This window comes from Nocardiopsis salina YIM 90010 (genome assembly GCF_000341025.1).
Lineage (GTDB): Bacteria > Actinomycetota > Actinomycetes > Streptosporangiales > Streptosporangiaceae > Nocardiopsis > Nocardiopsis salina.
Genome location: NZ_ANBF01000068.1, coordinates 1 through 14,449, shown reverse-complemented (window position 1 = coordinate 14,449; position 14,449 = coordinate 1). Strand labels below are relative to the sequence as shown.

The 14,449-nt window shown below is 70.4% G+C and carries 10 protein-coding genes; 4 read left to right on the top strand and 6 right to left on the bottom strand.

The genetic code is table 11. The features are described from left to right. The 3 genes from D474_RS33195 to D474_RS0106745 form a co-directional block, all read left to right on the top strand. Nucleotides 1-757: HNH endonuclease signature motif containing protein (locus tag D474_RS33195; RefSeq protein WP_017612829.1), on the top strand; the 757-nt coding region annotated here is incomplete at its 5' end. 520 nt (nucleotides 758-1,277) lie between these two features. Beyond that, nucleotides 1,278-1,922 (top strand): hypothetical protein, encoded by a 645-nt coding sequence (locus D474_RS0106750; protein WP_017612828.1) that lies wholly within the window; start codon nucleotides 1,278-1,280, stop codon nucleotides 1,920-1,922. Between the two features lie 3 nt (nucleotides 1,923-1,925). Then, the gene (locus D474_RS0106745) at nucleotides 1,926-2,270 is read left to right on the top strand and encodes a transcriptional regulator (protein WP_017612827.1); all 345 of its coding nucleotides are present in this window, start codon (nucleotides 1,926-1,928) and stop codon (nucleotides 2,268-2,270) included. 791 nt (nucleotides 2,271-3,061) lie between these two features. Here D474_RS0106745 and D474_RS0106740 read toward each other — a convergent pair. The 3 genes from D474_RS0106740 to ppdK all read right to left on the bottom strand — a co-directional run bounded on the left by D474_RS0106740 (nucleotide 3,062) and on the right by ppdK (nucleotide 8,871). Next, the gene (locus D474_RS0106740) at nucleotides 3,062-4,279 is read right to left on the bottom strand and encodes a deoxyguanosinetriphosphate triphosphohydrolase (protein ID WP_017612826.1); all 1,218 of its coding nucleotides are present in this window, start codon (nucleotides 4,277-4,279) and stop codon (nucleotides 3,062-3,064) included. Between the two features lie 143 nt (nucleotides 4,280-4,422). Continuing rightward, nucleotides 4,423-5,793: a YdcF family protein gene (locus D474_RS0106735; protein WP_017612825.1), complete on the bottom strand. Its 1,371-nt coding sequence runs from the start codon at nucleotides 5,791-5,793 to the stop codon at nucleotides 4,423-4,425. A 381-nt stretch (nucleotides 5,794-6,174) separates the two neighbouring features. After that, a complete protein-coding gene (ppdK, locus tag D474_RS0106730; protein WP_017612824.1) occupies nucleotides 6,175-8,871 on the bottom strand; it encodes a pyruvate, phosphate dikinase in 2,697 nt (898 codons plus the stop codon). 433 nt (nucleotides 8,872-9,304) lie between these two features. Here ppdK and trhA point away from each other — a divergent pair, with 433 nt between their 5' ends. After that, nucleotides 9,305-10,078 carry a PAQR family membrane homeostasis protein TrhA gene (gene trhA / locus D474_RS0106725; RefSeq protein WP_026118237.1) on the top strand — a complete coding sequence of 258 codons (774 nt, stop codon included), beginning with the start codon at nucleotides 9,305-9,307 and terminating at the stop codon, nucleotides 10,076-10,078. 317 nt (nucleotides 10,079-10,395) lie between these two features. Here the strand turns inward: trhA and D474_RS0106720 are convergent, their stop codons facing one another. From D474_RS0106720 to D474_RS0106710, 3 genes are all read right to left on the bottom strand, one after another. Then, nucleotides 10,396-11,784, bottom strand: a complete 1,389-nt coding sequence (locus tag D474_RS0106720) for a glycine--tRNA ligase (RefSeq protein ID WP_193373977.1) — start codon at nucleotides 11,782-11,784, stop codon at nucleotides 10,396-10,398. Nucleotides 11,785-11,963: 179 nt separating this feature from the next. Beyond that, complete coding sequence (locus D474_RS0106715; RefSeq protein WP_017612821.1) at nucleotides 11,964-12,254, bottom strand: antibiotic biosynthesis monooxygenase family protein; 291 nt, start codon at nucleotides 12,252-12,254, stop codon at nucleotides 11,964-11,966. 70 nt (nucleotides 12,255-12,324) lie between these two features. Then, on the bottom strand, nucleotides 12,325-14,449 hold a 2,125-nt coding region (locus tag D474_RS0106710; protein WP_017612820.1), incomplete at its 5' end, for a CDP-glycerol glycerophosphotransferase family protein.

The following is a 14,449-nucleotide window of genomic DNA, read 5'->3' as shown; positions in this document are numbered from 1 at the left end:
CCCCACCACCGGCGGTGAGACCACCGGCGGTGGCGGCGAGGCCGACACGAACTCCGACGGTGACACCGTGGGCGGTGGCACGGGTGGTGGTTGCGGGCAGCCGCCCGGGACCAAGGCGGTCATCAACACCACCGGCGCCACTGACAAGGCCAACGGCCTTGTTGAGGCCACCGGCACCGACAACACCGAGGCCGGTACCGCGGGTGGCGCCACCGATGGTGGTACCTCCGGTGCGGCCGGGACCGTCGCCGCCCCGGGCCCCGAACCCGGGTCGGGCACCGAGCCGAGCACCGGCCCCCCGACCACCACCAACACCACCACCGGGACCGGTGACACCGGCACCGGTGACCCGCCCAGGTCCGCCGGGCTCGACCCCTCCACCGACATCGCCGTGACCGAGGACGGCCACGTGCTGGCCCTGTCGGCGGTGCGTGCCATGGCGCCCACGGCCCAGATCCGCCGGTTGATCTTCGACGACCGCACCGGCCTGCCCCTGGACCTGGGCCGCGCCCACCGCCTGGCGCCGGGCTACCTGCGCACCGCCGCCTTCATCGGCCACACCACCTGCGCCTGGTCGGGTGGGTGCGACGTGCCGGTCTCGCAGTGCGAGGCCGACCACATCACCGAGTTCTCCCGCGGGGGCGAAACCACCGCGGCCAACCTGCAGCCGTTGTGCTCGTTGCACAACCGCCTCAAGTACCGCCGCACCAAGAAACACCACACCCCGACAGAGGACAGCGACACCGGGACCAGCTAGTTGTCCTGGAACAAGAGGTTGTGACGGGCCTTGCACGGCTCGCGCAAGGATCGGATATCGGCGGCGGCCCAGTCGTAGGGGTGTGACCCTGGGTACCGTCGCCGCAGCTCAGGCGGCACCATACGTGCTCGCCACGGGCACTGGCCGCTTCCACGCGTTATTGAGCCAACACTCCGCCGGAACGCGCCCGACCGCTTCCTCTGGTTCCGGCGGGGTCTGGACGCTGCAGGCGGGCACGGCTTCCCGGTCCTGCCCTCCCGGCTTCCCGAAGCCAACGGCGGGCACCTGCCCCCCGGGAGGCCGCTCGCCCCTGGCGGAGCTGCGGATGTTCACCGGTACCTGCGACCTGGGCTCGCGCCCCGCCCTCGTCGACGAGGAGATCGGACGGCGCCTCTTCTGCTACGCCTCCGCCAGCGACGGCCTCGGCCGATCCCAAAAAGTCTGCATTGCAAACCTAAAGCCCGCGGCGTACCGTGACGGACAGACAAAGGTTTGCGACACAGACTCAAGTGGAGGAGCCATGGCCACACCACCCGACACCGCACAGCTGGAGCGCCTGTCCCGGGTCACCGCCAACTACAACGGCCTGCAGGGCCTCGTCCTGGTTCCGATGGGTGTACTGCTGCTGGTCAGCGGACTCGTGACGATCTGGAGCCCCCACAACCCGGTCTTCCTGCTCGGCGTGGTTCCCACCTTCATCGCCATGGGCCTCATCACGCGCTACTACCACCGCCGGTTCGGGCGGGTGCGCTCCGGAGAGACCGGCTACCAGTTCGTGGCCGCTGCAGCGGGTCTCGCGGTGTTCTTCCTCCTGTCCGTGCTGCTCCACATCTTGGAGGTCCTCGGGACCACCGTGTGGCTGGGGGGTGTGCAGGTCGCGCTGACCCTGGCCACGGTCTCCCTGGTGGTCCCGCTGCTGCGCCGCCGCCTCAGCGACCTGACTCTGAGCCGCCATTGGCAGATCATGACCGGCGGACTGCTGTGCATCGCTCTGGTCCCGGTGGGGCTGTTCGTCGAAGGCGGGCACCCGCTCAACACCGTAGAGCTCTCCTGGCCGGGGGTGGTGATCGCCTTTGGGCTCCCCCTCATCGTCGGCGGAGTGCTGGACCACCGGCTCCTGGTGCGCTCCCTGGGCGCTTCCCGCACCACGGTGGAGGAGGGCTGAGCGATGCTCACCCCCTCGGAGGAACTCGCCGAGATGGACCGCCTCATCCACGAGCCGGCGCGGCTTGCCCTGACCACCGCCCTCATGGCCGACGCCGACGCGGATTTCGTGTTCCTGCAGACCCTCACCGGCCTCACGAAGGGCAACCTCTCCAGCCACCTGCACAAACTGGAGCAGGCCGGGGTGGTCACCCTCACCAAGACCGGGGCAGGTCGCGCAGCGCGCACCTGGGTGAGCCTGACCTCCCAGGGTCACGAGGCCGTGCGAGGGCACTGGCAACGCCTGGAAGGGCTCAGGAACCTCGCCGAGGGCGGCCTCGACGCGCGGGATCCTGGACCTTCCGGATGAACAGCGCGGGCGGCACAACCTGTCGTTGCAGTACTGGACCAAGGCCAACAGCGGGCACGACTGAGGCCGGAGCCACCCCGCCCCGGTCACCCACGAGCAACCCGGCCACGAAGCCACGACCCCCACTCCGGCCCGCCGGCCGTTCAGGCTTCCGGCCCTCTGGGTGTTGGTGCTCTTACGAGCACCAACACCGGCCTGTAGTGACAGTAAGAGCACCAACAACGCCGCAGAACCGGACACCTGGCACCCCCGCCCCACAAGCAACTGGCCCCATGAGCACCCCCTCGTGAGCCACCGCGAACTATCCCCGGACCGGAGGCCGCCCACACACCTGCCACCCCCGGGCCTCAATGCCCAACCGAGAGTGCCCGGGGCCCGCCGTTGGCCTCCGCAGGAGCGAGCCACCGCCCGCACGCCGCAAGCGTTGGTCGCAATGGGGCCACCCCAGGGGGATGGCTTTTCGGGCCGTGGCCCTTGGATCCCGTTCCTTTGGGCTGCCAGGGGGCCTCGGGGGTGGAAAGGGGTTCGTCGATGCGGGTCGGGTCAGCCCGGCCAACAGGGCCGGAACGCACACCCCGAGGCGCCAGGGACCGACCCACCACCACACCCGCACCGTCCCACCGAGAGAACGAGACCGGGGGTGGCGCCGACGCGGGTTGCGAAACGGCCCGGCCGGGCTACGATCCCGACCCCCGACGAACCACCACCCCCGAGGCAACACCACACAACGCCCCAGCCCCACACCACAGAACACGCCGGCGGCCGACACCGTGCTGGGAGCGATCAGCCCTCTATTCGCCGACGAGGTGGGAGTGGAGCGTGGTGGCCGAGGTGTCTGTGAGCGAGGCTACCTGGTCGATGACCACACGCAGCGCCGCAGAGTCGTCGGTCGCGGCCTCGAAGGGGGCTCGGAACTGGGGGTCCAGCGCGCCGGGAGCGTTCTTCCACAGCGCCGTCACGAGCTCGGCGATGATCCGGCGTTCGTTGGCCCGGTGCTCCATGGCCTCGGACCGGGACAGCACGAAGTGCGCCGAGACCGCCTTGAGCAGGGCGCATTCCAGCAGGGCCCAGCGCGGAACCACCAGGTCGGCGCCGTACCGGGTCAGACGCCCGGGGCCGTGCACCGTGCGGGTGCCGTCCTCGGCCGCACGTCGGAACCGACCGATGAGCTCACTGGTGAGGTTCTTGAGCGCCACCAGGGAGGTCAGGTCCCCGGTGAACTCCTCGGGCCAGACGGGGGCCGACAGCAGGCCGTCCAAGGCCTCGGCGAGCTCCGCGGGGTCGGCGTCGCAGTAGTCGCGCGCGGCCACCCTGCACACCTCGGCCCGCTCGGTCGGGCTGCCGAGCGCGGCCATGCTGACCAGGCCGGCGTGCAGGGCGTCCTCGACGTCGTGCACCGAGTAGGCCACGTCGTCGGACCAGTCCATGACCTGGGACTCGAAGGGGGTCCGCCCGTCCGGTGAACCCCTACGCAGCCACGCGAAGACGTCGGCGTCGTCGGGGTAGTAGTTGAACTTGTGGGTACCGGGCCGTTCACCACGGGCCCACGGGTACTTGACGGTGGCGTCGAGGGTGGCGCGGGTCAGGTTGAGGCCGGCGCCCGCCCCGTCGGGCGCGATCACCTTGCTCTCCAGGCGCACGAGCAGGCNGGCCGCCTCGTCCAGGGCGTTCTCCCCGTTGTGGCCGAACGGCGGGTGGCCGAGGTCGTGCGACAGGCAGGCGGCCTCCACCAGGTCCGGGTCGCAGCCCAGGGCCTGGCCGAGTTCCCGGCCGATCTGGGCGCACTCCAGGGAGTGGGTCAGGCGGGTGCGTGGGAAGTCACTGACGCCGAGCTGCACGACCTGCGTCTTGGCGGCCAGGCGCCGGAGCGAGGAACTGTGCAGCACACGCGCCCGGTCACGTTCGAAGGGCCCGCGTGCACGGCTCTTGCGCCGTTCGCGGACGCGGCGTTCGGTGTCGTCGGGGGTGTAGCCGGGTGCGGGACCCTCGTCCCCGGGGTGGCTGGTCATCGCCTGTGAGCCTACTGGCCGAAGTCAACGGTCCGCGCGTGTGACGCGGTCAGGCCCGGTGAGCGCATTCCGCTTCGACCCACTGCTGCGCCGTCGGGCGTCGTTCGGGGGGTGGCTGTGGGCGGGTGCCCGCGGAGCAGGCCTCAGGCGGCGTTGACGCGGATGTCGCTGCTGTCGTTGAAGATCCAGTAGTACCAGAGGGAGGCGGTCTCCCTGGTTATGTACCAGAGCTGGGTGCTGCGCTCGATCACGGCCGGGCCCGAGCGGGCGGGCGAGGTCCCGGCGTCGATCCCAACGTCGGCGGCCATGCGCTGGGCGCGCAGGCTGTGCCAGGGGTCGGAGACGACGATGCCGGTTTCCCAGGTCTCCTGGTCGTAGACCTCGGCCACGGCCACGATGCTCTGGAGGGTGTCGGCGCCCTCCTCGACCGCGACGACCTGGCCGTCGGGGACCCCCACCTCCACGAGCCAGTCGCGCCCGGCTGCGGCCTCGGTGTAGGTGTCGTCGGGCTGCTTGCCGCCGACGGTGATGATCACCGGCGCCACGCCCTGCTGGTAGAGGTTCTGGGCGTGCTGCAGGCGTGCCTCGAACACGGGCGACGGAACCCCGTTGTACTGGCTGGCGCCGAGCACGATGATCGCGTCGGAGGGGTCGCGGTCGTCCTGGCGGGCGGTGTACCAGACCCAGCCCCAAGTGCCCGGCGGGATCGCCAGCGCGATGACCAGGACCGCGGTGAGCAGCCAGCGCAGCCGGAAGCGCCTCCTCCTGCGGCGGCGCGGACGACGCGGCGGTGGTTCGCGGCCGTCGCCTCGTCCACGACCCGCGGGTTCGGGGTCGTAGGGCGGGGGGTCGTCGTCGCGGAAGGTGTCGGTGAACCCGGTGGGGCGGCGGTCGGCGAGGGTGTCGTCCGGTCGGGGGTGGGTGTCCTCGCCGTTCGGCAGGGGTTCGGTGTCCCCGGGGTTCCATGCCTGCTCGGACCGCCAGGCCCGGCCGGGCTGCGTGGGCTCCTCGACGGCGGGGGCCACGACGTTCTCGTCCTGGCCGTGGGCCGGGCCGCGTGCCCCGCGCAAGGACTCTCCGCGTCCGGCCACGCGGCCGCGCACGAAGCGGCGGGTGAAACCGCGGCGTTCCCCGTCACCCGAAGACTCTCCCGGTTCCCGCTCCTGCGCGGCCGCCTCGGGCTCGGGCGGCGTATCGGAGGCGGCGGTCGGCGTGGCCCCGGCGAGGGCGTCGCGTGTGAAGGACTGGGTGGTCAGGTCGTCGGGGCCGGAAGAACCGGAACGGCCCGCGGGGCCGGAGGGGCCTGAAGCGCCGGCGGGGTCGCGGGTGAAGTCCTGCGTGGGTTCCTCGGCGCCGGGGGGTGTCTGCTCGCCCTCCACCCGGTCGGCCTGGCTGTCGTGGCCGGGCGCCGGATCGCGCCGGGTGAAGGCCTGGGTGGTCTCGTGGTCAGCGGAGGAGTGCCCGCTCTCCTGCGGCCACCGGTCGTCACCGCGTCCGTCGTTCGGCGCTCGCACCGGATCACCTCCGCACTACTCGCTGACAGGACGACGCTCTCGGCGCCTCCTTCTGGGACGGCCCCTGTCCACCGCTGGTTCGCGGCTCTCCCGGCCGATCCGGCCGTGGTGTCGGGGGTTCTGGTCGGCACACCCCCTCCGATCGGGCGGAGGGGAGCGGGGATCCGTGGCCATACCGGCGACCAAGAAGATATCACGGGAGGGTTACGTGGAATCCGTGCGTCCGGCCCCGCGCAGCCATGTCCGCTGGACCTGAGTCTAGGGCGTGTGGGAGCCCACATGCCCCGCGACCACGGGGAAGTCGGACCCAGTCCTCTCCCGTCCCCCACGCACGGGCGCCCCCGCGCAGGTGCACGGGGACGCCGGTTCCTGGCCGCGGGATCAGCGGTCGGTGCGGGCGGCGGCGCGGCCGGCCTCCAGCCGCGCCACGGGTACCCGGAACGGCGAGCAGGAGACGTAGTCCAGCCCGGCCTCGTGGAAAAAGTGCACCGAGGCCGGGTCGCCCCCGTGCTCACCGCACACACCGAGCTTCATGTCGGGACGGGTCGCGCGCCCCTCCTCGGCGGCGATGCGCACCAGACGTCCGACGCCGTCCACGTCCAGCGACTCGAACGGCGACACACCGAAGACACCCTTCTCCAGGTAGGCGGAGAAGAAGGAGGCCTCGACGTCGTCGCGTGAGAAGCCCCAGACGGTCTGGGTGAGGTCGTTGGTGCCGAAGGAGAAGAACTCAGCGGTCTCGGCGATCTGCCCGGCGGTCAGCGCGGCGCGGGGCAGCTCGATCATGGTGCCGACCGGGAAATCGAGCTCGACGCCGTTCTCCTCCCCCACCTCGCGCAGCACCCGCAGGGCTTCCTCGCGGATGATCTCGAGCTCCTGGACGGTGCCCACGAGCGGGATCATGATCTCCGGGCGCGGGCGTCCGCCCTCGCGCATGCGGTCGGCGGCGGCCTGGGCGATGGCGCGGACCTGCATGGTGAACAGGCCGGGCACGACCAGGCCCAGGCGCACACCGCGCAGGCCGAGCATCGGGTTCTGCTCGTGGAGGCGGTGCACGGCCTGGAGCACGCGCAGGTCGTTCTCGTGGCTCTCGCCGCGGGCCTCGGCCACGGCGACGCGGACCGACAGTTCGGTGATGTCGGGCAGGAACTCGTGCAGCGGCGGGTCGAGCAGGCGCACCGTGACGGGCAGGCCGTCCATGGAGGCGAGGATCCCGTTGAAGTCGGAACGCTGCATCGGCAGGAGCGCCTCGAGGGCCTCGTCCTGCTCGTCGCTGGTGTCGGCGAGGATGAGGCGCTCGACGAGCTGGCGGCGGTCGCCGAGGAACATGTGCTCGGTACGGCACAGGCCGATGCCCTGGGCGCCCATGCGGCGGGCGCGCGCGGCGTCCTCGGGGGTGTCGGCGTTGGCGCGCACGTACAGGCGGCGGGCGGCGTCGACGTAGTGCATGAGGCGGTGGACGGCGCGCACGAGGTCGTCGGCCTCGTCGGAGGCGGGGTCGATCTCGTTCTCGAAGTAGCGCACGACCGGGGAGTCGACCACCGGGACCTCGCCGAGGAAGACCTCACCGCTGGTGCCGTCGATGGAGACGACGTCCCCCTCCTCGACGGTCTCGCCGCCGGGGGCGACCAGGCGGCGGTTCTTGGTGTCGATGTCGATCTCCTCGGCACCGCAAACGCAGGTCTTGCCCATGCCGCGGGCGACGACGGCGGCGTGCGAGGTCTTGCCGCCGCGGCTGGTGAGGATGCCCTCGGCGGCGATCATGCCCTCGAGGTCGTCCGGGTTCGTCTCACGGCGGCAGAGGATGACCTTCTCGCCGCTGCGCGACCACTTGATGGCGGTGTAGGAGTCGAAGACCGCCTTACCGACGGCTGCGCCGGGCGAGGCGTTCATGCCGCGGCCGAGCCGGTGGGCCTGGTCGCCGGCGGCGGCCTTCTCGTCGAAGCGCGGGAACATGAGCTGGGCGAGCTGGTCGCCGTTCACCCGCTGGACCGCCTCGTCGAGGGTGATCATGCCCTGGTCGACGAGCTGGTCGGCGATCCGGAACGCCGCGGCGGCCGTGCGCTTGCCGACGCGGGTCTGGAGCATCCAGAGCTTGCCGCGCTCGATGGTGAACTCGATGTCGCAGAGGTCCCGGTAATGGTTCTCCAGGGTCTCCATGATGCGCATGAGCTCGTCGTAGCTGCGGGCGTCGATGTCGGCCAGGTCGGTGAGGGGGACGGTGTTGCGGATCCCGGCGACCACGTCCTCGCCCTGGGCGTTCTGGAGGTAGTCGCCGTAGACGCCCTGCTGCCCGGTGGCGGGGTCGCGGGTGAAGGCGACGCCGGTTCCGGAGTCCATCCCGAGGTTGCCGAAGACCATGGAGCACACGTTGACGGCGGTACCCAGGTCGGTGGGGATGCGCTCCTGGCGCCGGTAGAGCACGGCGCGCGGGGCGTTCCAGGAATCGAAGACGGCGCGCACGGCCTGGCGCATCTGCTCGCGCGGGTCGGTCGGGAAGGGGCTCCCGGTCTGCTCCTGCACGATCGCCTTGAAGCGGTCGACGAGGGTGCGGAAGTCACCGGCGTCCAGGTCGAGGTCGTCGGTGATGCCCCGCTCGGACTTGACCTGCTCGATGGCGTCCTCGAAGAGCTCGCCGTCGATGTCCTGCACGGTCTTGCCGAACATCTGCACGAGGCGGCGGTAGGAGTCCCAGGCGAAGCGCTCGTCGCCGCCCTGGCGGGCCAGCCCCTGGACGGATTCGTCGTTGAGGCCGATGTTGAGCACGGTCTCCATCATGCCGGGCATGGAGAAGCGGGCGCCCGAGCGCACGCTGACCAGCAGGGGGTCGTCGTGATGCCCGAGTTCGCGCCCCATCTCGCGTTCGAGCGCGGAGAGGTTCTCCTCGATCTCCGCGTCGAGACCGTCCGGCATGCTGCCGTGGTCCAGGTAGTGGCGGCACGCCTGGGTGGTGATGGTGAAGCCCGGGGGCACGGGCAGGCCGAGGTTGGTCATCTCGGCGAGGTTGGCCCCCTTACCTCCGAGGAGGTCCTTCTGGTCCTTGTTGCCCTCGGTGAACTTGTAGACGTATGTGGCCACGGGGGTGCTCCCTCGTCTCGCTCGACGACTCAGCGTTGAGCCGACCTGTGCCTGATCGGGCGCCGACTCTATCCACACACCGCAGACTCGCCTTTTCATGAACCACGGTATTTGTACATTTCCGCAGTTCAGGGACATTGAACAGGTCTATACCAATGGTTCACCTATCTCATGCTGAACAGAGGCAGGGTGAACAGGGGGAGCGGGAAGCGCCACCGAGGCTGGGCAGGTCAGGGGTACGAACCCACCGGATTTCGATGATGATCGATCAAAGGAAGTGCACTTCGAACGAAGAAACCAATCCCCCTGCGCACAGCCTCACCCCAGTCCCCGTGTGCGGGGGGACACAGCGGTACCGGCAGGTAACCTACGCGACCGTAAGTTAGGCTTCGTGTGGACCCGCGACGGAGCGGACCGGCACGAGGAGGAGGCGATGGTGTCGACCGAAAGGGCAGACGGGACCGGACCGGCCGAGGGCGAGCACACCCCCGATCACGAACAGGACCCCGCCGAGGGACACAAGGCGTCGGTGCCCGAACGCGCCGCCCAGACCGCCGGGGACCTCCTGGAAGCGGTCAAGCCCAAGCTCCGCGGGTGGCTGCACCTGGGCACCGCCCCTCTGGCACTGGCCGCCGGCATCGTCCTGGTGGCCCTGTCCCCCACGGCGCCCGCCATGGCCGCGGCCGCCGTGTACGCACTCAGCTCCGTACTGCTGTTCAGCACCTCGGCGGTCTACCACGTGGGCCGCTGGTCCCCGCGGGGCCAGCGGGTGCTGCGGCGCATGGACCACTCGAACATCTACCTGATCATCGCCGGCACCTACACGCCCTTCATCGTGCTGGTGCTGGACGGGACCCTCCGCACGGCGATGCTCGCCCTGGTCTGGGGCGGCGCGATCGCGGGCGTGGCCTTCAAGCTCCTGTGGCTCAATGCGCCGCGCTGGCTCTCCACCGCGCTCTACCTGGCCATCGGCTGGGTCGCGGTGCTCTTCGTCCCCGAGCTCGTCGGCGGCACCAACCCGGCCACGTGGATCCTCATCCTGGTGGGCGGGGTCCTGTACAGCGTCGGCGCCGTGGTCTACGGCCTCAAGTGGCCCGACCCCGCTCCACGCTGGTTCGGTTTCCACGAGATCTTCCACTCGCTGACCATCGCCGCGTTCGTATGCCACTACATCGCGGTCTCGTTCGTGGTCTACACAGCGATCTGATCACGCATCCGGCGGCACAGCGTCCGCCTCCGTCCACCCCGCGTCACGATTCGCTCACGCGAAAGGACACCGGGTACGAAACTCCCTCGTACTTCGCTGTCCCTGGCGCTACGTTGAGAACGGTCCCCGCGGTCGTGTGCGGCCGCAGGGACCGGAGGCGGCCGGAAACCACTTCCCCCCGGGACCCGGTCGTCTCTTCTCTCGTCGCGGGCGGGGCGTCCGGTCCAAGCACCCCGCCCGCCCCAGGAGAAACGACGAGGCCGCCCGCCCCGGAAGGGACGGGCGGCCTCGCGCATGTGCCTGGGCCGTCGAGGGCCTCAGACGCCGGGCATACGCTCGATGAGGTAGCGCTCCACCTGGTCGAGGGAGACGCGCTCCTGCGCCATCGTGTCGCGCTCGCGGATGGTCACGGCGTCGTCCTCGAGGGTGTCGAAGTCGACGGTGATGCAGAACGGAGTACCGATCTCGTCCTGGCGGCGGTAGCGGCGGCCGATCGCACCGGCGTCGTCGAACTCCACGTTCCAGCGCTTGCGCAGGCGAGCGGCCAGGTCGCGGGCCTTCGGCGACAGGTCGGTGTTGCGCGAGAGCGGCAGCACCGCGGCCTTGACCGGCGCGAGACGCGGGTCCAGGCGCATGACGGCGCGCCTTTCCATCTTGCCCTTGGCGTTGGGCGCCTCGTCGACGTTGTAGGCATCGAGCATGAACGTCAGCACCGCGCGGTCCACACCGGCCGCCGGCTCGATGACGTACGGGATGTAGCGCTCGTTGTTCTCCTGGTCGAAGAAGGACAGGTCCGCGCCGGAGGCCTCGGCGTGCGTCTTGAGGTCGAAGTCGGTGCGGTTGGCCACGCCCTCGAGCTCGCCCCACTCGCTGCCCTGGAAGTTGAAGCGGTACTCCAGGTCCACGGTGCGCTTGGAGTAGTGGGACAGCTTCTCCTGCGGGTGCTCGTGCAGGCGCAGGTTGTCCTTGTTGATGCCGAGGTCGGTGTACCACTGGTACCGGGCGTCGATCCAGTACTGGTGCCAGTCCTCGTCGGTTCCGGGCTTGACGAAGTACTCCATCTCCATCTGCTCGAACTCGCGGGTCCGGAAGATGAAGTTGCCCGGGGTGATCTCGTTGCGGAAGGACTTGCCGATCTGGCCGATCCCGAAGGGCACCTTGCGCCGGGCGCTCTGCTCGACGTTCTTGTAGTTGATGAAGATGCCCTGCGCGGTCTCGGGGCGCAGGTAGGCCAGGCCCTTCTCGTCCTGGACCGGGCCCAGATAGGTGCGCAGGAGCCCGTTGAACATGCGGGGCTCGGTGAAGGAGTGCTTGGCGCCGCAGTTGGGGCAGGCGATCGCGGCCAGGCCCTCCTCCGGCTCCCTGCCGTGCTTGGCCTCGTAGGCCTCGATGAGGTGGTCGGCGCGGAAGCGCTTGTGGCAGGCCTGGCACTCGGTGAGCGGGTCCACGAACTCCTTGACGTGCCCCGAGGCCTCCCAGACCTCACGGGAGAGGATGACGCTGGAGTCCAGGCCGACGATGTCGTCGCGCTCCTGCACCATGGCCCGCCACCACTGACGCTTGACGTTGGACTTCAGCTCCACACCGAGAGGACCGTAGTCCCAGGCCGCGCGCAGACCCCCGTAGATCTCGCTGGAGGGGTAGACCAGACCCCGGCGTTTGGCGAGGTTGACCAGTGCGTCCATTGCCTCTGACTTGGCGGCCATGGGGAGACTCTCCATCCGGCTGGCGGTCGGTGGATCGCGGTGAGCGATTCATCGTGTGTTTCGGGTGTCGTGGCCCGCCCGACCGGCGACGGTCGCAGCGCGTGACCACATCAGTCCAGGCTAGAGCACTCGCGAAGCGAGCGCGCACGGATTCCCTTGCGGGTGGGGCTTCGCACGCCTCACGGGCTGTGTCCGTCGACGACCTCGTAGGCGCTGGGTTCGTCGAGCGCCCGGGACAGCAGCGGAACCGCGGCGACCTTGACCTCGTAGGAGGACAGCGCGCGACGGTAGGGGCCCGCCCCCTCCCACTCGGTGACCAGCGTCCACAGCTCGGGGTCGTCCGCGGCGCGGCCCAGCCGGTGCCGCAGGAACCCCGGGCGGGCGGCGAGGGCGGCCACGGCGTTCGCGGCCTCGGTTCGGAAGGCCTCGGCGTCGGCCTCGGACACGGAGTAACGGGTGATGACGATCACCTGCCCATTGTGGCGCACACACGCTGCCGCCCGGCCTTCGGGGACCGGGCGGCAGCGGGCTCGCGAGGTCCTACCCCTGGCCGAAGACGCGGTCGACGACGCGCGCCGCCGCGTGGCCGTCGTCGAGCGGGCAGAACTGGTCGACGAAGGAGCGGTAGGCGGGCTCCGCCTGCTCCTCGACCTCGCCGATGTTGCGCAGCGACTCGATGACCTGGTCGGACTCGGTCAGCAGCGGCCCGGGCGCGGTCTCCTCGAAGTCGAAGTAGAAGCCGCGCAGGTTGTCCCGGTAGCTGTCCAGGTCGTAGGTGAAGAAGAGCATGGGGCGGCCGGTGTTGGCGAAGTCGAACATCATCGACGAGTAGTCGGTGACCAGCACGTCGGTGATGAGGAACAGCTCCTGGATCTCCGGGTAGAGCGAGACGTCGTACACGAAGTCCTTGCCCACGATCGGCACGCTGTCGACCACACGCGGGTGTCGGCGCACCAGCAGCACGTGGTCGTCGCCCAGCTGGTCGTACATGCGCTGCAGGTCCAGGTGCAGGTCGAGCTTGTGCTTGCCGCGGGTGTAGTACTTGTCGTCGCGCCAGGTCGGCGCGTAGAGCACGACCTTCTTGCCCTCGGGCAGGCCCAGCACGCGCCGGGTGCGTTCGGCGACGGCCTCGCGGTGGGGCGAGAAGAAGATGTCGTTGCGCGGGTACCCGGTCTCGAGGATCTCTCCCTCGAACCGGAAGGCGCGGCGCAGGATCGGTGTCGCCCAGGGACTGGGCGAGACCAGGTAGTCCCACTGCTGTGTCTCCCACGCGAGCTTGTCGAAGTAGTCGCGGGACTTGCCCCGGATGTTGTCCACGTCGAAGCCGATGCGCTTGAGCATCGAGCCGTGCCAGGTCTGGACGACGGTCTGGTCGGGGTGGCGATGGAACCACACCGGCTGGCGGGAGTTGGTGACCAGGAACCGGCTGCGGGCCAGCGCCTCGTAGTACTCGCGGCCCCGGTGGCGCACCCGGGACAGGTCGTCCGGCAGGTTCACGCGCCCGTCGGCCACCAGCCAGGACATCGGGTAGTCGGACCAGCCCGCGCGGGTACGCAGCTCTGCGTAGATGCTCTGCGGGCTGTCGGAGTACTGGCGCCCGGTGTAGGTGTCGAACAGGACCCCGTCCACGACCGGCTCCTCGCGCTGGGCCGGGTAGTGGACCTCCTTGAGGCGGCGCTGGGCGAAGGCCCCCCGTTCTGACGGGTGCAGGTCGCTGCCGACCTGGAGCACCGGAACGCCGTGGCCGTGCGAGGTGAGCGTGTAGCTGCGCTCGTCGGTCTTCATCTCCAGCGGCATGTCGCCGACCAGGTCGTCGGAGAACTCCACGCCGGTGGTGAAGGTGCGCCCGTCCTCGCCGACGACGCGGCCCCACAGCTGGTAGCCGCCCACGGCCAGGGACAGGGTGCCCGAGAGCGTCTCGGTGTCGGCGGGGCCGAGCCGGGCGGTGAAGCGGGTACCCGCGCGCTCCACCGTGAGGGTGTGCTCCTCGTCGCGCCCGCGGGCGCGGGCGACCAGGCCCAACTCGGCGTCGGCTGTGAACTCGCCCTCCAGGTGGAGGTCGCGGCCCTCCCAGCGGGCGCCGTCGACCACACAGCGGGCCTGGCCGCCGCGCAGCTTGAGGTGCCCGGCCGAGGTGCGCTGGACCGAGATCTCCAGGTGGTCGGCGCCGGAGGCGTAAGCGGTGGTGGGCACGTCGTCCGGCAGCACCAGGGTGGCGGCGCGCTGGTCGCCGTCGATCAGGTGCACGTCCCATTCCTCCTGGCGGATGACGCCCCCGCACTCGGTGACGGCGCGGCCGAAGAGGTCCTGGGCGCCGATACCGACACTGAAGCGGCCCTGCTCCACGGTGAGCGGATAGGTCAGCACGGCGGTGCCCGGGCGGCGTGTCAGCCGCAGCTGGGTGGCCCCGGCGGCGGCCTCGGTGACGGTCTCGCCCTCCAGGGTCAGGTTCCCGGTGTCGCCGTCGAAGGTGTGGGCGTCCACGCGGGCGGTGGTGGACTCCACGGCCACGACCAGGTGCCGGTCGCCGCTCCAGCGCGGACGCACCCAGACCTCGCGGTCGACCTGGTGGTACCCGGGGCGCTCGGGCGCACCGATGACCGGGGAGGACAGGGTCTTGCGCCGGGTCAGACCGCGGTTGAACACCGTCAGTTCGATCTTCCAC

Bases quoted from the DNA above. Each gene is read 5' to 3' on its own strand.
- D474_RS0106745 (WP_017612827.1), top strand. From the start codon at position 1,926: ATGCTCACCCCCTCGGAGGAACTCGCCGAGATGGACCGCCTCATCCAC.
- trhA (WP_026118237.1), top strand. From the start codon at position 9,305: ATGGTGTCGACCGAAAGGGCAGACGGGACCGGACCGGCCGAGGGCGAG.
- D474_RS0106750 (WP_017612828.1), top strand. From the start codon at position 1,278: ATGGCCACACCACCCGACACCGCACAGCTGGAGCGCCTGTCCCGGGTC.
- D474_RS0106720 (WP_193373977.1), bottom strand. From the start codon at position 11,784: ATGGCCGCCAAGTCAGAGGCAATGGACGCACTGGTCAACCTCGCCAAA.